Raw genomic sequence first — 22,540 nt, 5'->3', positions numbered from 1 at the left:
TTTATCACCCTCATCGGCAAGCGCCCACATGAATTACCTGATCAAATTGTTAAAGAGCGTTTTCGCTGTGCTGGCTCGATGACCTGAACCGTGTTGCCTCAGCGAGGAAGGCGTATTCTACGCACTTCCTGGTGTTTGTCAACCGCTGTTTTCAGCGAGTGAAGCGAGCGACTTAAACTATAACAAGACGGCTCTAACTTCCTGACAAACCAGAGGTTTTTCAACCTCATTCACCGCTGGTAACGCTTGGCGTCCCCGGCAGCGGATGCGTACTTTACGGATTCGCGGCCGGGTTGGCAAGAGGGTTTTGAAAAAAAAGCGGCAGACGATGTCTAAAGACAAGTCTGCCGCAAACCACCGATCAGTACCCTGACCAGAGAGTGCCTGGTAAACGCCTAGGCTTAAATCTCAAAGCCTAAGCCAAAGTCTTCGCTTGAGATGGCCATTAAGCTGCCCGCTCCCGCTTGGATCATTGCCGCGTGCGCTTTGGTACGCGGTAACAAGCGCTGATAGTAAAACCGCGCTGTATTCAACTTTGCCTGATAGAAAGCGGCATCATCACCGTCCTGCGAGGCAGCGGCCTGCTTGGCAGCACGTGCGAACAGATAAGCAACCGTCACGTAACCTGAGTACATCAAATAATCGACGCTAGCGGCCCCTACCTCTTCACGGTCCTGCATCGCCTTCATACCGATGCCCATGGTGAGCTCGCCCCACTCGGCGTTCAGCTTAGCCAGCGGCGCAATAAACTCTTTCAGCGCAGGATTGCTCTCCTCTGACTTACAGAACTTGTGAATCTCTTTAGTGAACACCTTTAGCGACTCGCCTTGGCTCATCAGCACTTTGCGTCCTAATAGATCAAGCGCTTGAATGCCGGTCGTGCCTTCATAAAGGCGTGTGATGCGCGCATCGCGCACCAACTGCTCCATGCCCCACTCTTTAATAAAGCCGTGCCCACCAAAAATCTGCACGCCTTCATTCGTACACTCAAAGCCCACTTCCGTCAGGAAGGCTTTGACGATGGGTGTTAATAGACCGAGCAGCGTCTCCGCACGCTCTTTCTCCTCGCCCGGCACACCGTGCTCAACAATATCCAGCATCTGAGCGGTATACAGCACCAGCATGCGGCCGCCTTCGGCGAAAGCTTTTTGAGTGAGCAGCATACGGCGTACATCAGGGTGCACAATAATAGGGTCAGCGGCTTTATCGGGCGCTTGTACGCCAGACAGCCCACGCATCTGTAAGCGGTCGCGCGCATAGCTCAACGAATTCTGGAAGCTCGCTTCCATTAAACCCAACCCTTGAATCCCCACGCCCAGGCGGGCCGCGTTCATCATAGTGAACATGCAGGCCAGGCCTTTATTCGGCGCGCCCACTAGATAGCCCGTTGCACCGTCAAAGTTCATGACGCAGGTAGCGTTACCATGGATACCCATTTTGTGCTCAAGGGAACCACAGCTGACGCCATTGCGATCACCAGGGTTACCCACAGCGTCCGGCAAAAACTTGGGCACAACGAATAGCGAAATACCTTTAGAACCCTCAGGAGCATCCGGCAGCTTGGCCAAAACGAGGTGCACGATATTTTCAGCTAAATTGTGTTCACCAGCAGAGATAAAAATTTTGGTGCCCGTAATGTGGTAAGCATCACCTTCAGCGGGCACTGCGCGGGTTTTAATCAAACCAAGGTCAGTACCGCAGTGCGGTTCCGTCAAGCACATGGTGCCGGTCCAAACACCTTCTACCAGCTTGGTAAGATAAGCAGCCTTTTGCTCATCAGTGCCGTGGTGACGAAGCGCATCCGCCGCGCCGTGTGACAACCCTGGGTACATACCCCACGCCAGGTTAGTGGCGCAGATCATTTCAGAGAGCATCATCGCCAATGAATGAGGAAGGCCTTGACCACCCTGCTCAGGATCTGCGGCCAAACTCGGCCAGCCGCCTTCAACATACTGCTGATAGGCTTCTTTAAATCCTTTAGGAGCTTTCACCTCGCCCCCTTCCAGCAAGCACCCCTCCTCATCACCGCTTTGATTGAGAGGTAGCAGCACCTCACGAGCAAAGCGACCACCCTCTTCCAAAATCGCACTCACGACATCTGGCGAGGCATCTTCACCATTGGGTAATGCGGCGTAGTGGCTTGGGTAATCAAACATTTCGTCCATCACGAAACGCATGTCACGCAGAGGGGCTTGATAGCTGGGCATGTTACTTCTCCTAAACAGGGGGCTGAAAGCGCTGGCATTCACCAACCGCTTTCAAACACATGTTTGAAAATTAGCGCGCTCACACAGCACAGTCAAGCAGTCGTTTGAATTAAGCTGAAAAACCGACTACAACTTTGGTCGCCATAAATACAAGGGCATGTTTTTAAATACAAAAAAGCCTGCTCGAAATATGAGCAGGCTGGCCAAGAGCGGTGCGCTTAAAGCGGATTACTGCATGCGTATACCGCCATCCAAACGAATCACCTCCCCATTGAGCATGGGGTTGGTAATGATTTGCTCTGCTAACAGCGCAAACTCTTCAGGTTTTCCCAAGCGCTTAGGGAAAGGCACAGCAGCAGCTAATGCCTGGGCGGCCTCATCAGGAATCTCGCTCATCATTGGTGTCTCAAACACCCCAGGAGCAATCGCCATGACGCGAATGGCATGGCGGGATAACTCTCGTGCCGCTGGCAAGCTCATTCCCACAACCCCCGCTTTAGAAGCACTGTAGGCACACTGCCCCACTTGCCCATCAAACGCCGCAATAGAGGCCGTGTTGATAATCACACCACGCTCACCGCTGTCACCGGGCTGGTTTTTAGCCATCGCAGCAGCAGCGAGCCGCATCACGTTAAAGGTGCCGACTAGATTGATATTGACCGTGCGCGAATAGCTATCAAGATCGGCGGGATGACCGTCTCGATCCACTAGTTTGGCGACGCTCACCACACCTGCACAGTGCACAACGCCAGAAAGCCCGCTTTCACCACCCAACGCCACCGCTGTATTCACCGCCTGCTGCATATCGGCGGCAGAGGTGATATCAACCACACAAGCCTTAGCCTGAGCACCCAGCTGTTCTGCTAAGTTCGACACTCGATCACTCATATCGCACAGCACCACATTGGCGCCAGCGCCTACCAGCCGCTCTGCCGTTGCCGCCCCAAGACCCGAGGCAGCCCCGGTAATCAAAAACGTACGATCCTTTATCTGCATGACGCTCTTCCTATGAATTATGAGTTATCGCGAACTTGCTCTGCTGCTTGGGCACGCAGCTTAAAGCGCTGAATCTTGCCGCTGGGGGTTTTAGGTAGCTCATCGACAAACTCAATCACTCTGGGGAACGCGTGAGTAGAGAGCCGTTCGCGCACCTGCTGGCGAATTTCTTCGGCCAGGGCATCACTCGGTTCGTAACCATCGCGAAGTACGATATAGGACTTGATCACTTCGCCACGAATCTCGTCTGGCTGCCCCACCGCCGCAGACTCCGCCACTGCTGGATGCGTCATCACGCTATTTTCGACGTCCGTTGGCCCCACTCGGTAACCCGCCGTGGTGATAATGTCATCATCTCGGCCTGCAAATTGAAAAGAACCATCTTCATTACGAATGACCACATCGCCAGTTAAATAGTAGCCGTTGACGAAGGGATCTTTCTCTTGCCAGGTGTAGCCTTGGAAAAAGTGGGCAGGCGAGTTCTTGATATCCACCGCCAACACGCCGGGTTCACCGGGTGGCAGCTCGTTGTACTCCGCATCCAGTATGGCTAGCCGGTAGCCCGGCATCGGCACCCCCATAGCTCCCACATGTTTGGGGTGTTCAAGGGAGTGATGATTGTTACAGGTCATCCCGGTTTCCGTTTGACCGTAATGATCCATCACAGGGCAGCCTAGCGATTTTTCTACCCAGGTAACGACCTCCGTATTCAGTGGCTCCCCAGCAGAGCTGGCTGCACGCAGCGTTAAGGTTTGGTGGGCGTTATCAAACAGACCAGACGCTTTCATCAGGCGGTATGCCGTCGGTGCCGCTGCAAAATTGGTGATGCGATGGCGCTTCATAAACGCCAAGGCACCCTCTGCACTGAACCCTGCTTCACAGAAATGGGTTGTGACACCTAGTAAGAGCGGCCCAGCAATAGCGTAATAGAGGCCATAGGCCCAGCCAGGGTCCGCCATATTCCAGAAGCGGTCATCTTCACGAAGGTCAACCGCTAGCTCCATATAGAGTGCAAACGCGGTCATTCCCGATAGCGGTACTGCTACCCCTTTAGGCTTACCCACCGTGCCGGAAGTAAACATCTGTAGAAACGGCTTATCCGGCGAAAGCCGGGGAGGCGCTTCACTCATTGACGTATACGTCAATGCAGCCTGCCAATCGAGGTCGTTGGCATGCTCGCTGGTTGCACCGCCCACGGCTAAAACGGGCGGGCACTGGCTCAAACCATCAAATTTATAGCGATTGGCATGATCGGTAATGACCAACTTGGTATCGGCTCGCCCTAACCGGTAATCCACTGCATCCGGCCCAAAGGCAGTGAACAACGGCTGATAGACGGCCCCAATGCGCCACGTTGCCAGCACGGTGATCAGCAAATTAACAGAGCGGGGCAACATGCAGGCAATCCGGTCACCCTCACCAAGCCCCTGGCTTTTGAACCAGCCCGCTAACTGGCCGCTCTGCTTATCCAGCTCGGCATAGGTCAGCGTATGGGTTTGGCCCTGGGTATCTTCATGCACCAGCGCCAATACGTCGCCCTGCCCTTGGCGCACGTGTCGGCCACAGCAAGCTTCAAAGGCATTTAGACAACCATCCTGATGGTCATCCAGTGCGGCGACAACACTCGCAACTGAAAAGCTCTCGAGAAATGTCGAATACTGAGGAAGTGACGCTGATGTTGCTGTCATGACGGCTCTCTTATGTTGTTGGTCGTGAGCACTCGGGCAGGCAGGATTCCACGCAGTGTTGGCATTATTGTCCGTTTACGTTAACGGAAGCCTACCGATAGACCAACGCTAAAAGCATTTATCCAAGAGCGCAAGCCGCAAGCGCGGCAAAGGGGTTAGACGTTGGTCGACTAAAGAGAATCGCCGCTTAGCGGCTTAACGCGACATGATCATCGCGACCAACTCATCGGCGAGATCATCTGGCGTGCGCGAACCATTAGGGTCATACCACCGCACGGTCCAGTTCAGTGCTCCTAAGATAAAACGCGAAACGAGAAAGCGGTCACCATGAATAAGCCCTGCCGACAGAGCATCCTCTATGACGTCTACCCACATCGCTTCGTAAGCATCGCGCAAGTGACTTAAATGCGCGCTGGCCGCAGGATCTAACCGACGCCACTCAAATAGCGCCACCACATGCGCATTACGGTCGGCAAACAGCGTTTCCAGGTGGGCTCTCGCCATGGCATGTAGCCGCGCCTCTGCGTTATTCGGGCACGCTTGCAAAGCAGCTTTGGCGATACTGAGCGCATTTTGTGTGCCCTCCTCAATGACCGCCGCCAGAATTTCCTGCTTATCTTTAAAATGATGAAACAGGCTACCGGACTTGATGCCCATTTCCTGGGCCAGCATGCGCACCGTGGTGCGATCAAAGCCCTCTTGTACGAATAGCTGAGCGGCTAAGCGCGTCAATTCCTTGCGGCGAGGAGATGCATTCATTACATTCATGTCATTTACACTAGCGCTTGCTTGGTTACGTAGGAGAAGACCACAGCCCCGCGAACGGGTCAACGCATCGCTAAACACTCAGCCAGATAATCACAAAAAATCTATCAGGAGATAGACAATGAGTAGCGCTACCGACGTCGTCTTTTTATCCGCAACCCGCACTCCCATGGGGGGCATGATGGGCAGCCTCTCCAGCATGAGCGCACCCGAATTAGCCGCGGTGGCCATCCGCGCCGCCATTGAGCGCGCTGGCATCGAAGCCGCCGCTATTGAAGAGGGCATCATGGGGTGCGTGCTCCCCGCCGGTGTCAAACAAGGCCCTGCACGCCAAGCGATGCGCCAAGCAGGCATTCCAGACGCCAACGGTGCAACGACCATCAATAAGCTCTGTGGCTCAGGCATGAAAGCCACTATGTTGGCGCATGACTTGATCAAAGCGGGCACTGGAGAGATCTTGTTAGCGGGCGGCATGGAATCCATGTCGAATGCGCCCCATGTACTCACCAAGGCACGCGGTGGCTATCGGCTCGGTCATGGCGAGCTCAAAGACCACATGTTCCTCGACGGGCTGGAAGATGCTGAAACTGGCAAACTCATGGGCGTCTTCGCTCAGGATGTGGCCACTGAGCGCGGCTACACGCGTGAACGGCTAGATGATTTCGCCATTGCCTCCCTGGAACGGGCTATGGCCGCCACCAACAATGGCGATTTAGACGCCGAAATGGCCCCTGTCACGGTCACCACGCGCCAGGGCGAGACCGTTGTTTCTTACGATGAGCAGCCCTTCCAAGCCAAGCTGGATAAGATTAGACAGCTGCGCCCCGCGTTTGCAAAAGATGGCACCATTACGGCTGCCAACGCCAGCTCTATCTCCGACGGAGCGTCGGCCCTGATTCTCGCCAGCCAAGAAGCAGCTCAGCGTCACGGCGTCAAACCGCTGGCCAGAATGCTGGGCCATGCCACTCACTCCCGTCATCCGAGCGAATTTACCATCGCCCCTGTAGGCGCGATTGAAAAGCTGATGAAAAAACTTGGCTGGGGTGTTAACGATGTGGATCTGTTCGAGATCAATGAGGCCTTCGCCGTCGTGACCCTGATGGCCATGGACGACCTTGGCCTGCCGCACGCAAAAGTGAACGTCTTTGGCGGCGCTTGCGCTCAAGGACACCCGATTGGCTCCACCGGCTCACGCATTATTGCTACGCTCATCCATGCACTGCGTACCAAAGGCGGCAAACGCGGTATTGCCAGTCTCTGTATTGGCGGTGGGGAAGCCACCGCCGTTGCTGTTGAGTTAATGGACTAAACCGTTAAACAAGCACCATAAAACGCGTCTTGGCTACTAAGCCAAGGCGCGCATATTCTCTTTAAGATCGCGCGACTCAGTACTTGCCATTGCCTCCCAATCCAATTGCCCCAAGGGTTGCTCCGATGCTTCATCACTTAAATCGGATGTAATGGCTTCCTCAGCAATCCGGAATTGCCCCGCATATTCACGCATCTGCAGCGCTTCTTGTGTCAACCCCTCGGCACTTTGCGCTGTTTGGTTCACTAGGCGCATTGCGTCTTGCGTCGTAGCATCAATCTGAGTCACAGCCACGTTGACCTCTTCAATACCACGCCGCTGCTCCTCAGAAGCTTTGGCCATTTGCGCCATTAGGTGCTCTACTTCGGTCGCGGCTTGCATGATCGCCCGAGTGTGCTCACCGGCCTGATGAGAGAGCTCACTACCTTCCTCAACGCTCTTACGTGAAGCCTCGATACGTGCGCGAATATCGTGGGCGGCATCGGCACTGCGCGTGGCTAGCGCGCGCACTTCGCTAGCCACCACAGCAAAACCACGCCCATGCTCACCTGCCCGTGCGGCCTCTACCGAGGCATTCAATGCCAAAATATTGGTTTGGAACGCGATGCTTTCGATCACTTTGATGATGCTTTGAATCTCTTCAGAGTGCTGGTTAATCGACTGCATCGTGGCAATAAACTGAGCGATGACTTCATCACCCTGCTGCGCTTTATGGGTTACATCGGTAGTAGAGCGATTGACGTGCAACGCGCTCTCAGCATTTTGATTCACTGTTGCGGTGAGTTGCTCAAGACTCGCGGCCATTTGCTGTAGCGCTGACATCTGAGAATCGGTTTGCCCCGCAAGCCGCTGGCTTTGGGTAGCCATCGCTTGACTGTCGCTATACACCTGCTGACTGCTGTTATTGAGGTGATTCACGGTTGTCGTTAACGAGCGCTGCATATTTTCAAGCTCGCTAAACAGGAGACCAATTTCGTTGTTCGCGTGGGCTTCTACAGGAGACGATAAATCACCTTTTGCAATGCGTTTAAAATGTTGGGTAATCACGCGCAACGGACGCAGCACATTACGGCGCACTCCCCACACCACCGCACCTACCATCAGAAGCGCTACAATGATCATTCCCACTACGCCCAAAAACAGCAATGATGAAATTTTCTCAAAACGCTCAAACAGGCCAGCACCACGTGCTACCGAATAGTCATAGAAGCCTTCTGCGGCAGCAACAAAGCGTTGACTACTATCATCAACGCGGGACTCTCCAGATAGAAAACCGCGCACGTCTCGCTCTTCTAACATCATCATTTGTAGGTTGAGATTGTTATTTACTAGCGAGCGAAAGCTATTTGCCAGCTGTTCAGAAAGCTCTGTTTGCTGATTTGCATCGAGTCTCTCCTGAAACGCCGTAAACCGGCGAATGGCAGAGTCAAGAAGACGCTGCGATTCTTCTAAAAGTGGTTCAGGACGATCAAAAGAAGGCGTACGAATGAGTTCCGCTGCACGATTCATCTGCACTCTGGCACGTAAAACCTGAGTATAAGCACCGTTTAGCTCGCGCACCTGCGCCATTTCCTGTTGCTGCAACGATGTAAATGCATCGCGCCCAAACTGATTGGCAAAAAGCCCTAAGCCGCCAATGGCTAACACTAAGCAAGTAAACGTCACGAGTACCAGCGTCCAGCTTGCCTTGACGCTTAGATTATTGATCACTTTCATGGTGCACTCCGTCGAGATAGGAATGATCAGCTTTTTTGCAGCGGCAACCAAAGCTGTAAGCGGCGGCGAATCTCGAACAGCGCTTGCTCGTAAGCATCTAACTTACTGATCAAGCGGGGGTCACGGATGTCCCAGTATAAGATTTCGTCAGCCTTTCCTTGCCAGTCCCGGCACGCCTGCTGGGCTTTGTCACACAGCACGATCACGACATCGAAGGCATCGTTCTCGAATTGATCCAGTGACTTGCTGTGCAGCCCATCTGTCGAAAGACCCTGCTTTTTTAAGGCTTCAAGCGTGAGCGCATGGGGCTCATCGGGTGCCGAGCCTGCACTGAAGGATTCGAAGCGATCACCGGCCATATGGCGAAGTAGCACTTCTCCCATCAGGGAGCGCGCAGAATTGGCATTACAGAGAAAGAGCACGCGACGCTTCGACATAATTCAACAACCTCTTATTTAATTTTACATCGCCACCATACGCCCAGATGATGACGGAGATATTGCAACTCAGGCAGTCGGCTAGAAATATACGAAAAAACATATATCATGAAAGCCATCTATGGTTGTTTTTACCAAGGAGCCCCCATGGCACTGCTTGCGGATTTACCCAATCTCGACCCTGAGCTCTTCCAAGCTCCTAGCCTCGAATCATTGGGGCTGCCCTCCTCCTCGCAACCGGCACCCAAAGTGCTGCTGCTGTATGGATCGCTACGCGAGCGATCATTTAGCCGCTTAGCGGTAGAAGAAGCGGCCCGCCTACTGGATGCGATGGGCGCCGAAACACGCATTTTCAACCCGCGCGGCCTGCCGCTCCCTGATGCTGAAGATGCCAGCCACCCCAAGGTGGAAGAGCTACGCTCCCTAGCGCAGTGGGCAGACGGGATGGTGTGGTGCTCGCCAGAGCGCCACGGGGCGATGACAGGCATTATGAAAGCACAAATCGACTGGATTCCCCTGGCGCTAGGCGGCATACGCCCCACTCAAGGCAAAACCCTAGCTGTGATGCAGGTCTGCGGAGGCTCACAATCATTTAACACAGTGAACCAGCTGCGCATTTTGGGGCGTTGGATGCGCATGGTAACCATCCCTAACCAATCTTCCGTGCCCAAAGCCTTTATGGAGTTCGATGACAACGACCGCATGAAGCCATCGCCGTTTTATGATCGCATCGTGGACGTCATGGAAGAGCTGGTGAAATTCACTCTGCTGGTGCGAGAGCGAAGCGAGCTGCTCACCGACCGATACTCAGAGCGCAAAGAGAGCGCCGAAGAGCTTTCTAAGCGCGTTAACCAGCGCGCCATCTAATCAAGGAGCGAGCCATGTCACATCAGGAAAAGGCAGCCCCCAGCAGTGCCGACATGGGGCTTTTTGAGCGCTATCTCTCGCTTTGGGTCGCCGCTGCGATTGTGGCAGGTATTTCACTCGGGCAGTGGGCACCTGCTGTCCCCGAAGCCCTATCACGCTTTGAATACGCGCAGGTATCAATCCCTATTGCTGTACTCATCTGGGCGATGATTTTCCCCATGATGGCGCAAATTGACTTTAGTGCCATTGCAGGCGTCCGTCGCCAACCAAAAGGGCTGGCCATCACCACCACGGTGAACTGGCTCATCAAACCCTTCACCATGTTTGGCCTGGCATGGCTATTTTTTATGGTGATTTTTAAACCTTGGATCCCTGATGCGCTGGCCAGCCAGTACCTTGCAGGAGCCATTCTACTGGGCGCTGCGCCCTGCACGGCGATGGTCTTCGTCTGGAGCTACCTGACCCGTGGCGACGCAGCCTACACGCTGGTACAAGTGGCGCTCAACGACCTGATCATGCTGTTCGCTTTTGCGCCGATCGTGGTCTTGCTGCTGGGTATTTCAAATATTCAGGTACCCTGGGATACGGTGCTACTCTCAGTAGTGCTCTACATCGTCATTCCCCTGGCGGCGGGTTACTTCACGCGCAAAATCCTTATCGCCAAGCGCGGTGCCCAGTGGTATGACAATGTCTTTATGAAGCGCATAGGCCCGATCACTCCCATAGGGCTGATCATTACTCTGGTACTGCTTTTCGCGTTTCAGGGCGATGTCATTCTAAACAATCCACTGCATATTGTGCTTATCGCCATTCCGCTGATTCTACAGACGTTTTTGATCTTCTTTATCGCCTATGGTTGGGCGAAAGCGTGGCGCGTACCGCACAATATTGCTGCACCTGGGGCGATGATTGGTGCCAGCAACTTTTTTGAGCTTGCCGTGGCGGCCGCCATTGCGCTGTTCGGCCTGCAGTCGGGTGCTGCTCTAGCAACGGTGGTGGGTGTATTGGTAGAGGTACCGCTGATGCTGGCCCTAGTGCGCATTGCCAATAACACGCGCCAGCATTTCCCTACTCATGCCTAAGGAGTCTGCTCGATGGCGCACTATTTGATTTTTCTCGGCTCCACCAGAACGTCAACGCCTCCCGCGCCCGCACGCCTGGGCGAGCGGGTAACCAAAGCGTGCTGGCAGTTACTCAGCGCACAGCGCGATACGACGGCGGAGATTATTGACCCGCTCTCTCTCAATCTCAGCGGCCCGTTTAAACCGCATTTTGCCTACTCTGCCTCCACCGTACCGGATGATTTAGATGCCCTGGCAAAGAAAATTGGCCAAGCAGATGGCTACGTGATGGTGAGCCCGGAATACAATCACGCCATGAGCCCAGCACTGAGTCATTTACTGAATCACTTTGGCGCGTCGCTATTTGCGTTTAAACCCAGCGCCATCGTCACCTACTCCATGGGCCAGTGGGGTGGCACCCGCGCTGCCGTGAATATGCGCTCGTTTCTATCTGAGTTGGGCTGCTTGCCTGTTTCAGCGATGATACATATCCCAAAGGCTCATGAAGCCCTCGATAGCGATGGGCAATTTCGTGCAGAGCAAGAGCGCTGGGAAAGCTATTTTGGCCGGACGCTAGCACAGTTGACATGGTGGGCAAACGCCGCGAAAGCGCACAAGGCCGAGCAAGATCCCACTACCCTATCGCCAGCCATTAACCAAACCCCCTCTCAACGTGACGCCCCGTAATGTCAATCACTATCTACCACAACCCAAACTGTGGCACATCGCGCAACACGCTGACCATGATCAAATCATCAGGGGAAGATCCTGACGTGATCCACTACCTGGAAACGCCGCCCAGCCGAGAGCGCTTGATAGAGCTGCTGGCGATGATGAAGCTGCCGCCGCGAGCGCTGCTGCGCCACAAAGGCACGCCTTACGATGAGCTCACATTGGATGATCCTACGTTAAGCGATGATCAGCTTATCGACGCCATGATGGTCCATCCCATTCTGATCAACCGCCCTATCGTCATTACGCCTAAAGGCTCAAAACTCTGTCGACCTTCCGAACAGGTGTTGGCGCTGCTGGAGCGGCCAGTGGCACACTTTGTGAAAGAGGATGGCGAGCGTGTTGACTACCCGCCCAAATAAGAGGCGCTCAAGAAATGATGGACCCGGTCATTGAAATAGAAGAAACAGCTGCTGCTTTTATCAAGCAACAAGGGGGCGTGGTCACCGTAAGGCTTTCACCCCGTCATGGCTGCTGCGGAGGCACGGCGCGCATCGCCATCGCTGAGACGTCTACTCCCAAAGAGATCTCAACGTTTGCATGCCACCAGTCGGAAGAAGTGACGCTGTGGATAGCCCCCGAGCTTGCCCAGCAGGGCTTACGACTTCGAGTAGAAGGCTGGTGGAAGTTAAAGCGCCTGTTTGTCGATGGTGCTGCGTTAGCCTCGGGGCACGCGGATACTCAGCAGCACTAGCGTTGCTACCAACATGAGCAACGACGTTAACCACAGCGCTCCCGCGCCCCACTGATCAATCATCAGCCCAAATAGAAGGGGTGCCAGTGCCTGCAAGGTCCGTGCAGGCACCATAATAAGCCCTTGCCTGCGCCCAAACCCGTTGGAACCAAACAGCGCAAGTGGCAGCGTGCCCGAGGCAATCGTCATCATGCCGTTACCAGCGCCATGCAGTAGCGCAAACCCGGCAGCAGGCATCCCAAAGAGCGTTAAAAGCGTGGCCCCTATGGGATGGAGCGTGGTGGCCACCCTTCCCGCCACCAGGGGATGAAAACGGCGCAACAGCACAAACTCGCCCATTCGCGCAGCGACTTGGGCTGGACCCACTAAGGCAGCCGCAGCAATCGCTACTGACAGCGACACTCCGCTCTCTTGTAACAGCCAGGGTAAATGCGCTGCCATGGCGGTAGATACAAACCATCCGGCCGCAAATACGTAGGCCAGAAGCAACATGGTGAAACGAGGGCGCTCAGGAGAGGGAGAAGTGTGGCTCGACACGCTGACGTCTGCGTTGCGCTCAGCCTTTGGCAAGCGAGCGTTCAAGGGTATGCCTACCAGCACATGCGCCAACGCCCAACTAACACAGGCAGCACGCCAGCTCCACTCGCTCTCAATGAAGGCAGTGATGGGCCAACCAATGGTGCTGGCGAACCCCGCCACAAGCGTCACCCCCGTAATTGAGGCCCTGGCTTGATTGCCTAACAGGCGGCTCAGCGTGGCAAAGGCCGCATCGTACAATCCAAACGCCATACCCACGCCGATCACAAGCCAGGCAAACACCAGCGAAGCGGCCCCTTGGGATAGCGCTAACGCGATGAGTCCCAGCGCCATCAAGCCGTTAGACGCCATTAGTACACCGCGGCCGCCTTGGCGATCAATCAACCGCCCTACACTAGGCCCTAGCATCGCGACCAGCAACAATGCCGCTGAAAACGCTCCAAAGACCCAGCGGCTAGACAGCCCCATCTCATTGGCAATGGGCGCTGCAAGAATGGCAGGCAGATAGTAGCTAGATGCCCAGGCAAGCGTTTGTGCGCTCCCTAAGGTGAGCGTTAAACCAGCGCTGGGCGAACGAATCATGCCGCCTGCTTAGGCAGGGCCAGCGCCATTATAGCGCTGGCAGCCACCAATCCTGCCGCCACCCACAGGCAAGCACTCAAACCATACGCCATATAGAGCCAACCAGACAGTAGCGTGCCCACCAAACGCCCCATGGCATTAGCCATATAGTAGAAGCCAACATCCATCGATACGCCATCGGCACGGGCATAGTGAACGATTAAATAACTGTGCCAACTGGAGTTCACCGCAAACAGCACGCCAAACGCCAGCAGCCCAACCACTAACCACCCCACCTGAGCTAGGGGGAGTAGCGCTAACAAAGTGGCTAGCACCGCCAGGGCAGCTGCCCACCCTGCGGTCATCGTCCGCGCGTCGCCCTTCAGTAACGCGGTGAGTTTTGGTGCTTGGGTTTGCACACCGCCATAACCAATAATCCAGGCAGCCAACAACCCACCCACGGTCCAGTGGCTCCAACCATGCTGATCATATAGAAAGACCGGCAGCGCCACGACAAACCACACGTCGCGAGAGGCAAACAAGCAAAAGCGCGCGGCAGAAAGTACGTTGATTGCGCGGGACTTGGAGAAGATCTCGGAGAACTTGGGTTTGACTTTTTGCTTGCCCAAATCGGCTTTTAAGCGCCAGAGCGATAGCAGCAGCACGGCACTCAGCATCACGGCCATCGCAACTACGGCCCCACGAAACCCAATCAACGTCAGCAGCACACCGCCAACAAAAAAGCCCAGACCTTTCAGCGCATTTTTAGAGCCGGTTAACATCGCTATCCAGCGGTACAAAGCGCTATTGGCATTGGCACTATCAGCAGGCACCAGCACTTTAACAGCGCTTTTGGCGCTCATCTTATTCAGGTCTTTGGCAATGCCCGAGAGCGCCTGGGCAGCCATGACCCAAACGACGGTCAGCATCCCGGCGGGCACCATGAGCATAGCAAGCGCCACAATTTGCAGCCCTAGCCCCACGTTCATGGTGCGGTTCAAGCCTAGCCGCGCACCTAACCAGCCGCCTACTAAGTTGGTCACGACGCCAAAGGCTTCATAAAAAAGAAACAGCATGGCGATTTCAAGCGGTGAATACCCCAACTGGTGGAAGTACATCACCACTAGCATGCGCAGCGCGCCGTCCGTAACGGTAAACGCCCAGTAATTGCCGGTAATCAGCATATACTGGCGCACCTCGAACGGTAGCACCCTTAACTTACCCAGCAGCGACTCAGCCACGACCAACGGGCTCCCCACCGACCATGCGGGCCAACTCAGCGGTACGATTTGCATACCCCCACTCGTTGTCGTACCAGGCGTAGAGCTTCAACTGCGTTCCGTTCACCACCATGGTAGAAAGAGCATCAATAATCGAGCTGCGTGGGTCGGTGCGATAGTCGATGGACACCAACGGGCGCTCTTCATAGCCCAGAATGCCTTTCAGCGGGCCATCGGCAGCGGCTTTTAGCGCTTGATTCACTTCCTCAACGGTGACTTCTCGCTCCAGTTCGAACACCATATCGGTAAGCGATGCGTTGGCTAGCGGCACACGAATCGCGTGGCCGTTTAGCTTACCTTCCAACTCAGGAAAAATTGCGGTGATCGCTTTAGCCGAGCCCGTGGTAGTCGGGATCAGGCTCATACCGCAGGCACGCGCCCGGCGCAGATCCTTATGCGGTGCATCCAAAATAGTTTGGGTATTGGTAATATCATGCACCGTCGTCATTGAGCCGTGACGTATCCCAAAGTGCTCAAGAATCACTTTGACCACCGGCGCTAAACAGTTGGTGGTGCAGCTCGCCGCCGTGACAATACGATGTTTGGCAGGCTCATACAGGTGATCATTCACCCCCACCACGACGTTCAGCACGCCTTCTTCTTTCACCGGCGCACTCACTACCACGCGCCCGACGCCTTGATCTAGGTATGCCTGCAGCTTGTCAGTGCTCTTCATTTTGCCAGAGCACTCGATGACCACATCACAGCCAGACCAATCGCTTTCCGCAATCGTCTTATGAGCACTAAACGCCACCTCATGACCATCCATGACAATGGCATCTTGACGTGAAGAGATGCCCTGCCCTGGCGTCCATTGGCCGTGGACAGAATCAAACTCCAGCAAGTGCGCAAAGGTGGCGGCATCACCACCGGGATCGTTGATACGCACCAGCGTCACCTCGCCTGCCGCCACCTGCGGCCAAAGGCTGCGCAGTGCCAAACGACCAATACGACCAAATCCATTAATACCGACGCGAAGTGACATAGGAGTACCTCCAAATATGCAATAAGGCCAAAGCCTACCGCTTATATACGAAAAATCATATATTGGCAGATAAAAAAACGCTGCTTGAAGGCTCCCTACGGTAGCGAGCCTAAAAGCAGCCATCTATTTAGCCGTAACGGCCAGAGATATAGTCTTCGGTTTTCTTCTGTGCCGGGGTCGAGAACATCACTTTCGTGTCGTTGTACTCAATGATTTCCCCCAGGTGAAAGAAGGCCGTGTAGTCCGCTACGCGCGCCGCCTGCTGCATGTTGTGCGTCACAGTCACAATGGTGAACTTCTCTTTCAGCTTATCCATCAAGTCTTCAATGGTCGCCGTGGAGATTGGATCCAGAGCTGACGTCGGTTCATCCATCAAAATGACGTCAGGCTGAACCGCAATCGCTCGTGCAATACACAAACGCTGCTGCTGACCGCCAGAGAGGGAAGTACCTGGTTCCTGAAGCTTATCTTTTACCTCGTTCCACAAGCCCGCATCGCGCAGTGCTTTCTCGACCAGCTCGTCTTGATCTGCTTTACGGCTGACCAAATCGTGCATACGCGGTGCATAAGCAATGTTTTCATAGATAGATTTAGGGAACGGGTTAGGCTTCTGGAACACCATTCCAACCCGACGACGCAACGCCACTTCATCCATCTTTGAAGCGTTAACATCACGGCCATCCATCTCTACCAACCCCTCAATACGCACGCTTGGGATCAGGTCATTCATGCGATTCAAACAGCGCAAAAATGTAGATTTACCGCACCCCGAGGGGCCAATCAGCGCGGTCACATTTTTCTGGAACAGGTCGATATTCAACCCTTTTAACGCTTGGCTCTTGCCGTACCACAGGTTGAGGTCACGAACACGAATACTCAGGTCGTGGCATGCCATCTCATTACGGGTATAGGGCTGGCCAATTTCCGGATTCGACTGATAAGTCATTTCGGGCATTTTAGCACTCATAATAAATTCCTTTAGGTAACGGGCTTACCAGCGACGTTCAAATTTCTTACGCAGTAACACTGCGGATGCATTTAGCGAGATCAGGACAGCTAATAAAACCAGAATGCCACCTGCTGTTTTTTCGACAAAGGCACGATCTGGTTCACCTGACCAAGTGAATACCTGAGCCGGCATCACCGTGGCCGCTTCGGTGAAGGAAGCCGTTACATCAGGAATAAACGCCACCATACCTACAATAATGAGCGGAGCGGTTTCCCCCATTGCCTGGGCCAAGCCAATAATGGAACCTGTCATGATGCCGGGCATCGCCAGCGGTAATACATGATCTTTCACTACCTGCCAGCGTGAACAGCCCACGCCAAACGCCGCGTGACGTATTGATTCAGGAACACTTCGCAATGCAGTACGCGTGGATATGATAATCACTGGAAGCGTCATCAGGGCAAGCGTCATACCCCCTACCAAAGGGGAGGATCGCGGCACGCCAAAGAAATTAATGAAAATCGCTAAGCCCAGCAAGCCAAACAAGATGGACGGAATGGCCGCCAAGTTATTGATATTAATTTCGATGAGCTGAGTTAAGCGATTATCAGGTGCAAACTCTTCCAGATAAATAGCGGTCATTACACCAATTGGAAAGGCAATCGCTAGTGTGACAATCATTGTCATCACCGTACCCACCACCGCCGACATGATACCGGCAAGTTCGGCCATCTTAGAGTCACCCCGAGAGAAGAAGCCGGAGTTAAAGCGCATCTCAATTTGGCCACTGGCGACTAGGCTATCGATTCTTGCCATATCATCAGCATCTAACCGACGAGCACGGTTACCCTTCAGATATTGGTCGACTTCAGCACTTGCCAATACCCAACGTGTTTGCGTAGTACCCAACAACGACGGGTCATTGCGCATTTCCAGAGGAATAACACGTACGACGCTTCGGCTTACGATGCTGGATAAATCTCTATCAATGGCTGCTCGTCCTGAGCGCGAAGCCTCTTCACTATAATTAACTTCAACATTTACCATTGCCTGTTTGAATGCAGGCAGCCCTTTATTAAGCATGTCGGCGAAGAAGATCAGCAAAAACATCGCTGCCAATCCCAACGCACCCATTGAAAAATATTTCAACCGCGCAGATTTACGGTGTCTACGCTTGAGCTGCTGACTGATCTGGTCAAATGAATCACTCATTGATTAATACCTCAAGCGTTACAGATTATTGACGCGATATTTTTCGCGGAAACGGCGGATCATGAGCACCGATACAAGATTTAGAGATAGCGTTACCACAAACAACACTAGCCCAAGAGCAAACGCAGAAAGCGTTTCCGCACTCTCAAACTCTAAGTCACCGGTCATGGCTGCAACGATACGTACCGTGACGGTCGTCATTTCTTCTAACGGATTAATCGTCAAGTTTGGACGCATGCCCGCTGCCATCACCACAATCATGGTTTCGCCTAAGGCTCTCGACATACCCAACAGCGCCGCAGAAATAATACCGGGTAAGGCAGCAGGTATAACGACATCACGAATGGTCTCGCCTTTGGTCATTCCCAGCGCAAGCGAACCCTGTCGCATACTATCGGGAACCGCATTAATCACATCGTCAGAAAGAGATGAAATAAATGGGATAATCATGATGCCCATGACGATTCCAGGGGCTAAGGCGTTGTTAAAGGAAGCACTCACCCCGACGGTCTCTGCAACACGAACAATAAAAGGGGCGACGGTGATAGCGGCAAAGAACCCGTATACCACGGTAGGAATACCAGCCAAAATCTCTAGCATCGGCTTCGCCACCGCACGTACCTTACTGGGTGCATACTCACCCATATAGATAGCGGACAGAAGACCAATTGGCACCGCCACTGACAACGCAATGGCCGTAATCATGAAAGTACCAGCAAACAAAGGCACGGAACCAAACTGGGCTCCACTACCATCACCACGCCCAGCAGCTGCTAAAAAGCTGTTACCTGGAGCCCAGGTGGTGCCCGTAATAAAATCCCAAAAGCTGTGCATCTGGAAGAAATTCAGTGCCTCACCGATGATCGAAATGAGGATACCGAGTGTGGTTAAAATGGAAATAGCTGCGGCAGAAGCGAGTATCCAACGTATGGTTCTCTCAATGGCTTGTCGTGCGTGGAAGTTTGAACGCACCAATAGCATGCCTACTGCCAATCCTACCGCCGCTAAAACGAGACTGACCAGCAAAAGAGAAAACGTGGGTATTTCAGCACCTATCAGCAACATGACAAATGCACCAACAGCACTGAGCACAATCGCAGGGCCTGCCGTGGCAATCACTGCAAACCATGCGTACTGATCAGGCTGAGAATACATTGCGATACCGGATGATCGCACCTGCGTTGCCTTCCGCCGTGCTACAAAGAAGGCCACAAGCCCTAATAGCAATAGCACGCTGCAAAAAATCAAAAATAGCTGGTTAGTCTGCATCATAGGTGTCTCTGGTTAGACAATGAATCTACGACCGGCATGTTGAAGGAAAAACATGACACTAATATGACAAATACACGAAGGCATACATTGAATTGGCATAAAAAGAAAAACCGGCGCAGTGTGCGCCGGTTTTCTTGATACACGCCTAATTACATCAGGTCTTCAACGGTCAGCTGCTTGCGGTCAGCCAAGTCAGCCTGTACACGCTCAAGCGCATCAGCAGTCGGCAGGATCAGGCCGATATCTTTGAGCAGACCATCTTCGCCAATCATCATCTCGGAGACAAACATCTCAGCGTAGTCATACATTACCGGCACTTCTTCAGCGTGCTGGTTTTTGATGTAGAAGAACATTGAGCGAGCAACGGGGTAATCAAAGCTTGCGATAGTCTCTGGAGTTGCCTCAACACCATCAATGGTTGAACCAATCAAAACATCATCATTTTCTTCAAGGAAAGAGAAGCCGAAGATGCCAAATGCAGTGCGATCTTGAGTCAGACGCTGAACGATCAGGTTGTCGTTCTCGCCGCCGTCAATCCAGCCACCGTCGGTACGAACGTCTGAATAGGCCTCACCGCCGTACTCTTCAAATTCCTCAGAAGCAGCTTCGAGCACCAATTCTTCAAACGCATCACGAGTACCAGAAGTTGTGGGCGGACCAACGATAACGATATCGCGATCAGGCAAACTGGCGTCGATCTGGCTCCAGTTAGTGTAGGGGTTGTCAACCAACTCACCGTCAACAGGTACCTGCGCAGCGACGGCCAGGAAAATTTGCTCAAGCGTTACAGGCATTGCGTCATTTTCATTGGATTGCGCAAAAGCAATACCATCGCTACCGATGTACACTTCAGTAACATCAGTCACGCCATTTTCAATGCAGCGCTCAAGCTCAGAAGCATGAATACGACGAGAAGCATTGGAAATATCCGGCGTACCAGCGCCAACGCCATTACAGAACAGACGGATACCGCCGCCAGAACCTGTTGACTCGATCACAGGCGTTGGGTAGTTAGTCGTTGCACCAAACTCTTCAGCCACGAAGCTAGCGAACGGATAGACCGTGCTAGAACCAACAATATTGATCTGCTCACGAGCCTGCGCTACACCTGCAACGCTCATTACAGCTGCTGCTAAAACAGTGGTTTTTAGAATACGGTTCATGCGAGTTACTCCTGTCGATGTAAGGTTCTGGCCTTCGCAAGACATACTTTGCACCGCTTCGATGACATCTTTATGACATCCACAAAAACGCGTCAATTTTTTAAAAGAAATTGATGACTACAGCAGCAGCCCCAGCGCTGCAAGAGTACACAACCCAAGAGAGAGTCGCTGCAAGAGCTGTTTATCTAGCCGATGGGCAATGGCATCGGCCAGCGCATTACCAATTAAAACGGCAGGCAAAAAGGTGAGCGCAAGCTTAAAGTGCCAAACGCTGATCTGCCCTGCCAACGCCAGCGTCAGAAGGGTTAACAGCGAGGTCAGGACAAAAAAGGCCGCTAGGTTGCCACGCATTCGGTCAGGTGAGAAACCGTGCATGAGTAGCACGATGGGCGGCCCGCCGATAGCGGCCACCGTTCCAAAAATACCGGAGAGAATACCCGCCACAAATAGCGTGACACGGTTCACCGGCAGCTCAAAGCGGCACAGCGTAACCAGTACGGCAAACAGCACGATGGCGGCAATTAACTTTTCCAGCACAACCATCGGCGCTGCCATCAACAGCCAAATACCTAGCCCGTTACCCGGTAAACGGCCAATCAAAGCAACGCCAATTTCTTTTAACCTCACCTCATGCCAATAACGGCGCACCATCATGAGGGACACAGTAAATCCGAAAAGCACAAGAATCACCGGCACCAACCGGGGCTCAATCATCAGCAATAGTGGTGCGCCAACCACCGCCAAGCCGAAACCAGTGGCCCGCTGCACAAAGGCACCGAGTAGCAATATGGCTGAGCAGGCTAGCCAACTCTCCAAGGGCATCTCTAACCACTGCGGCAGGTTATCCATTACAACGCTTCATCCACCCTCGGGGCTTGCGTCAACACCCTGACGCCGATATTGCCCAGCAGAGCAGCACCTAGCATGGTCAGCACCATGGGCCATAAGTGCTCTACTTGGAACAGCCCCACCAGAACGCCTGCCAACGCGCCACAGCTAAACTGTATGCCACCCAGTAGTGCGGTTGCCGTGGCACTGATATGACCAAAATAATCCAGTAGCGATGAGATAGCATTGGGCGTGATCAGACCAATCATCCCGGTGAACATCATCACCAGCGGTACCACAACATAAAGCGATGCCACGTTAAGGGCCGTAGCGAGCACAAGCCCCAGCGCAGCCACTAACTGTATGGTCAATCCTAAACGCAAATTCTGCTGCGGTGAGCGCTTACGCAGCAGGTGAATATTGATGCGATTGGAAAGCGCAATCACTACCACGTTAACCCCAAAGACCAAAGGGTAGACGCCAGGTGAGAGCGAGTAATAGTCCAAATATAAAAACGGTGAGGCGGTGACGAAGGCAAATAGCCCGGCAAACGAAGCCGCCACCGCACAGATATAGCCCATTCCTTCCTTATGGCGCAGCACGCTGGCGTAGTTGCGGATCACTTGCCGAGGAGACGCGGCAGGCAGGCTTGTGTCGCGCGTTTCTGGTAAGCGCGTGCCTAATAACCAAAGTAAGAATCCAGCATAAACCGCCAGAAAAACAAAAATCAGCCACCAGCCAGCAATGTGTAGCAGCAGGCTGCCCACTGCAGGTGCTACCAAGGGAGCCAGCATCATAATCATCGCCATCGTGGACATCACTCTGGCAGCTTCACGCCCACTAAAGCAGTCGCGCACGATGGCCGCCGAATTCACCACACAGGCACCGCCGCCTAATGCTTGAACAAATCGCCAGACCAGTAATGACGTTAAGCTATCAGCAGTGGTGATCGCCAGACTGGCTAGCATAAACACCACTAAGCCACTCAGCAGTACCGGCTTCCGCCCCACCCGGTCCGAGAGCGGACCAAAACAGAGCTGGCCCAGCGCAAACCCAAACAAGAACATGCTAATCGAGAGTTCAGTGTGGTGAATGCTAGCGTTAATACTCTCGGCCAGTATGCCAATGGCGGGCAAATAAGCATCTATCGCAAAAGGTGCAAGTGCCGTGTTGGCGGCTACCAACAACGCCACCCGACGAGGGTTAAGTTTCATGAGTCTCCTTGAAACGGGCGTAGAAAGAGCGGCATGCACCGCCTAAAAGATAGGCCGCTAATCATAA

21 protein-coding genes are annotated in these 22,540 nt (G+C 53.6%); 6 read left to right on the top strand and 15 right to left on the bottom strand.

Features of this window, described 5'->3' with window-relative positions:
* Positions 1–401: 401 nt before the first annotated feature.
* The 4 genes from IEW65_RS04315 to IEW65_RS04300 form a co-directional block, all read right to left on the bottom strand.
* The gene (locus IEW65_RS04315; protein ID WP_188638248.1) at positions 402–2,207 is read right to left on the bottom strand and encodes an acyl-CoA dehydrogenase C-terminal domain-containing protein; all 1,806 of its coding nucleotides are present in this window, start codon (positions 2,205–2,207) and stop codon (positions 402–404) included.
* Positions 2,208–2,435: 228 nt separating this feature from the next.
* Positions 2,436–3,203: an SDR family NAD(P)-dependent oxidoreductase gene (locus IEW65_RS04310; protein WP_188638247.1), complete on the bottom strand. Its 768-nt coding sequence runs from the start codon at positions 3,201–3,203 to the stop codon at positions 2,436–2,438.
* 17 nt (positions 3,204–3,220) lie between these two features.
* Positions 3,221–4,891, bottom strand: coding sequence for an AMP-binding protein (locus IEW65_RS04305; protein WP_188638246.1), 1,671 nt, complete (start codon positions 4,889–4,891; stop codon positions 3,221–3,223).
* Positions 4,892–5,086: 195 nt separating this feature from the next.
* Positions 5,087–5,650, bottom strand: a complete 564-nt coding sequence (locus IEW65_RS04300) for a TetR/AcrR family transcriptional regulator (RefSeq protein WP_188638245.1) — start codon at positions 5,648–5,650, stop codon at positions 5,087–5,089.
* Positions 5,651–5,777: 127 nt separating this feature from the next.
* Here IEW65_RS04300 and IEW65_RS04295 point away from each other — a divergent pair, with 127 nt between their 5' ends.
* Positions 5,778–6,965, top strand: a complete 1,188-nt coding sequence (locus IEW65_RS04295) for an acetyl-CoA C-acyltransferase (protein WP_188638244.1) — start codon at positions 5,778–5,780, stop codon at positions 6,963–6,965.
* Between the two features lie 36 nt (positions 6,966–7,001).
* Here the strand turns inward: IEW65_RS04295 and IEW65_RS04290 are convergent, their stop codons facing one another.
* The gene (locus tag IEW65_RS04290; RefSeq protein WP_188638243.1) at positions 7,002–8,681 is read right to left on the bottom strand and encodes a methyl-accepting chemotaxis protein; all 1,680 of its coding nucleotides are present in this window, start codon (positions 8,679–8,681) and stop codon (positions 7,002–7,004) included.
* Between the two features lie 26 nt (positions 8,682–8,707).
* Complete coding sequence (locus IEW65_RS04285; protein ID WP_188638242.1) at positions 8,708–9,118, bottom strand: arsenate reductase ArsC; 411 nt, start codon at positions 9,116–9,118, stop codon at positions 8,708–8,710.
* A 147-nt stretch (positions 9,119–9,265) separates the two neighbouring features.
* Here IEW65_RS04285 and arsH point away from each other — a divergent pair, with 147 nt between their 5' ends.
* From arsH to IEW65_RS04260, 5 genes are read left to right on the top strand one after another with little or no spacing between them, the layout of a single operon-like run.
* Positions 9,266–9,985, top strand: a complete 720-nt coding sequence (arsH, locus tag IEW65_RS04280) for an arsenical resistance protein ArsH (protein ID WP_188638241.1) — start codon at positions 9,266–9,268, stop codon at positions 9,983–9,985.
* A gap of 14 nt (positions 9,986–9,999) precedes the next feature.
* A complete protein-coding gene (gene arsB, locus IEW65_RS04275) occupies positions 10,000–11,067 on the top strand; it encodes an ACR3 family arsenite efflux transporter (protein WP_188638240.1) in 1,068 nt (355 codons plus the stop codon).
* A 12-nt stretch (positions 11,068–11,079) separates the two neighbouring features.
* Positions 11,080–11,733, top strand: a complete 654-nt coding sequence (locus tag IEW65_RS04270) for an NADPH-dependent FMN reductase (protein WP_188638239.1) — start codon at positions 11,080–11,082, stop codon at positions 11,731–11,733.
* Positions 11,733–12,140: an arsenate reductase (glutaredoxin) gene (gene arsC, locus IEW65_RS04265; protein ID WP_188638238.1), complete on the top strand. Its 408-nt coding sequence runs from the start codon at positions 11,733–11,735 to the stop codon at positions 12,138–12,140. The genes IEW65_RS04270 and arsC overlap by 1 nt, the downstream gene beginning before the upstream one ends.
* Before the next feature lie 14 nt (positions 12,141–12,154).
* Positions 12,155–12,472, top strand: a complete 318-nt coding sequence (locus tag IEW65_RS04260; protein WP_229755459.1) for a CC/Se motif family (seleno)protein — start codon at positions 12,155–12,157, stop codon at positions 12,470–12,472.
* Here the strand turns inward: IEW65_RS04260 and IEW65_RS04255 are convergent.
* From IEW65_RS04255 to IEW65_RS04215, 9 genes are all read right to left on the bottom strand, one after another.
* The gene (locus IEW65_RS04255) at positions 12,437–13,591 is read right to left on the bottom strand and encodes an MFS transporter (RefSeq protein ID WP_188638237.1); all 1,155 of its coding nucleotides are present in this window, start codon (positions 13,589–13,591) and stop codon (positions 12,437–12,439) included. The genes IEW65_RS04260 and IEW65_RS04255 overlap by 36 nt on opposite strands.
* Positions 13,588–14,754 (bottom strand): organoarsenical effux MFS transporter ArsJ, encoded by a 1,167-nt coding sequence (gene arsJ, locus IEW65_RS04250; protein ID WP_229755474.1) that lies wholly within the window; start codon positions 14,752–14,754, stop codon positions 13,588–13,590. The genes IEW65_RS04255 and arsJ overlap by 4 nt, the downstream gene beginning before the upstream one ends.
* A gap of 49 nt (positions 14,755–14,803) precedes the next feature.
* Positions 14,804–15,835: an ArsJ-associated glyceraldehyde-3-phosphate dehydrogenase gene (locus IEW65_RS04245; RefSeq protein WP_188638236.1), complete on the bottom strand. Its 1,032-nt coding sequence runs from the start codon at positions 15,833–15,835 to the stop codon at positions 14,804–14,806.
* Positions 15,836–15,962: 127 nt separating this feature from the next.
* Positions 15,963–16,781, bottom strand: coding sequence for a phosphate ABC transporter ATP-binding protein PstB (gene pstB / locus IEW65_RS04240; RefSeq protein WP_188638282.1), 819 nt, complete (start codon positions 16,779–16,781; stop codon positions 15,963–15,965).
* A gap of 45 nt (positions 16,782–16,826) precedes the next feature.
* Positions 16,827–17,996 (bottom strand): phosphate ABC transporter permease PstA, encoded by a 1,170-nt coding sequence (pstA, locus tag IEW65_RS04235; RefSeq protein WP_188638235.1) that lies wholly within the window; start codon positions 17,994–17,996, stop codon positions 16,827–16,829.
* 18 nt (positions 17,997–18,014) lie between these two features.
* Positions 18,015–19,265, bottom strand: a complete 1,251-nt coding sequence (pstC, locus tag IEW65_RS04230; protein WP_188638281.1) for a phosphate ABC transporter permease subunit PstC — start codon at positions 19,263–19,265, stop codon at positions 18,015–18,017.
* A 152-nt stretch (positions 19,266–19,417) separates the two neighbouring features.
* The gene (locus IEW65_RS04225) at positions 19,418–20,431 is read right to left on the bottom strand and encodes a substrate-binding domain-containing protein (RefSeq protein ID WP_188638234.1); all 1,014 of its coding nucleotides are present in this window, start codon (positions 20,429–20,431) and stop codon (positions 19,418–19,420) included.
* Positions 20,432–20,548: 117 nt separating this feature from the next.
* Positions 20,549–21,280 (bottom strand): sulfite exporter TauE/SafE family protein, encoded by a 732-nt coding sequence (locus IEW65_RS04220; protein WP_188638233.1) that lies wholly within the window; start codon positions 21,278–21,280, stop codon positions 20,549–20,551.
* Positions 21,280–22,473: a multidrug effflux MFS transporter gene (locus IEW65_RS04215; protein ID WP_188638232.1), complete on the bottom strand. Its 1,194-nt coding sequence runs from the start codon at positions 22,471–22,473 to the stop codon at positions 21,280–21,282. Before IEW65_RS04215 ends, IEW65_RS04220 begins: the two co-directional genes overlap by 1 nt.
* Between the last annotated feature and the right edge of the window lie 67 nt (positions 22,474–22,540).

Source organism: Vreelandella lutescens, from assembly GCF_014640815.1.
GTDB classification, from domain to species: Bacteria; Pseudomonadota; Gammaproteobacteria; order Pseudomonadales; family Halomonadaceae; genus Vreelandella; species Vreelandella lutescens.
Note: the sequence above shows the minus strand (reverse complement) of the source record. Positions and strands in the feature narration are given on the sequence as shown.

Excerpts from the sequence above, each read along its gene's own strand:
- IEW65_RS04315 (WP_188638248.1), bottom strand. The coding sequence starts at position 2,207 with ATGCCCAGCTATCAAGCCCCTCTGCGTGACATGCGTTTCGTGATGGAC.
- IEW65_RS04310 (WP_188638247.1), bottom strand. The coding sequence starts at position 3,203 with ATGCAGATAAAGGATCGTACGTTTTTGATTACCGGGGCTGCCTCGGGT.
- IEW65_RS04305 (WP_188638246.1), bottom strand. The coding sequence starts at position 4,891 with ATGACAGCAACATCAGCGTCACTTCCTCAGTATTCGACATTTCTCGAG.
- IEW65_RS04300 (WP_188638245.1), bottom strand. The coding sequence starts at position 5,650 with ATGAATGCATCTCCTCGCCGCAAGGAATTGACGCGCTTAGCCGCTCAG.
- IEW65_RS04295 (WP_188638244.1), top strand. The coding sequence starts at position 5,778 with ATGAGTAGCGCTACCGACGTCGTCTTTTTATCCGCAACCCGCACTCCC.
- IEW65_RS04290 (WP_188638243.1), bottom strand. The coding sequence starts at position 8,681 with ATGAAAGTGATCAATAATCTAAGCGTCAAGGCAAGCTGGACGCTGGTA.
- IEW65_RS04285 (WP_188638242.1), bottom strand. The coding sequence starts at position 9,118 with ATGTCGAAGCGTCGCGTGCTCTTTCTCTGTAATGCCAATTCTGCGCGC.
- arsH (WP_188638241.1), top strand. The coding sequence starts at position 9,266 with ATGGCACTGCTTGCGGATTTACCCAATCTCGACCCTGAGCTCTTCCAA.
- arsB (WP_188638240.1), top strand. The coding sequence starts at position 10,000 with ATGTCACATCAGGAAAAGGCAGCCCCCAGCAGTGCCGACATGGGGCTT.
- IEW65_RS04270 (WP_188638239.1), top strand. The coding sequence starts at position 11,080 with ATGGCGCACTATTTGATTTTTCTCGGCTCCACCAGAACGTCAACGCCT.
- arsC (WP_188638238.1), top strand. The coding sequence starts at position 11,733 with ATGTCAATCACTATCTACCACAACCCAAACTGTGGCACATCGCGCAAC.
- IEW65_RS04260 (WP_229755459.1), top strand. The coding sequence starts at position 12,155 with ATGATGGACCCGGTCATTGAAATAGAAGAAACAGCTGCTGCTTTTATC.
- IEW65_RS04255 (WP_188638237.1), bottom strand. The coding sequence starts at position 13,591 with ATGATTCGTTCGCCCAGCGCTGGTTTAACGCTCACCTTAGGGAGCGCA.
- arsJ (WP_229755474.1), bottom strand. The coding sequence starts at position 14,754 with ATGCTGATTACCGGCAATTACTGGGCGTTTACCGTTACGGACGGCGCG.
- IEW65_RS04245 (WP_188638236.1), bottom strand. The coding sequence starts at position 15,835 with ATGTCACTTCGCGTCGGTATTAATGGATTTGGTCGTATTGGTCGTTTG.
- pstB (WP_188638282.1), bottom strand. The coding sequence starts at position 16,781 with ATGACTTATCAGTCGAATCCGGAAATTGGCCAGCCCTATACCCGTAAT.
- pstA (WP_188638235.1), bottom strand. The coding sequence starts at position 17,996 with ATGAGTGATTCATTTGACCAGATCAGTCAGCAGCTCAAGCGTAGACAC.
- pstC (WP_188638281.1), bottom strand. The coding sequence starts at position 19,265 with ATGCAGACTAACCAGCTATTTTTGATTTTTTGCAGCGTGCTATTGCTA.
- IEW65_RS04225 (WP_188638234.1), bottom strand. The coding sequence starts at position 20,431 with ATGAACCGTATTCTAAAAACCACTGTTTTAGCAGCAGCTGTAATGAGC.
- IEW65_RS04220 (WP_188638233.1), bottom strand. The coding sequence starts at position 21,280 with ATGGATAACCTGCCGCAGTGGTTAGAGATGCCCTTGGAGAGTTGGCTA.
- IEW65_RS04215 (WP_188638232.1), bottom strand. The coding sequence starts at position 22,473 with ATGAAACTTAACCCTCGTCGGGTGGCGTTGTTGGTAGCCGCCAACACG.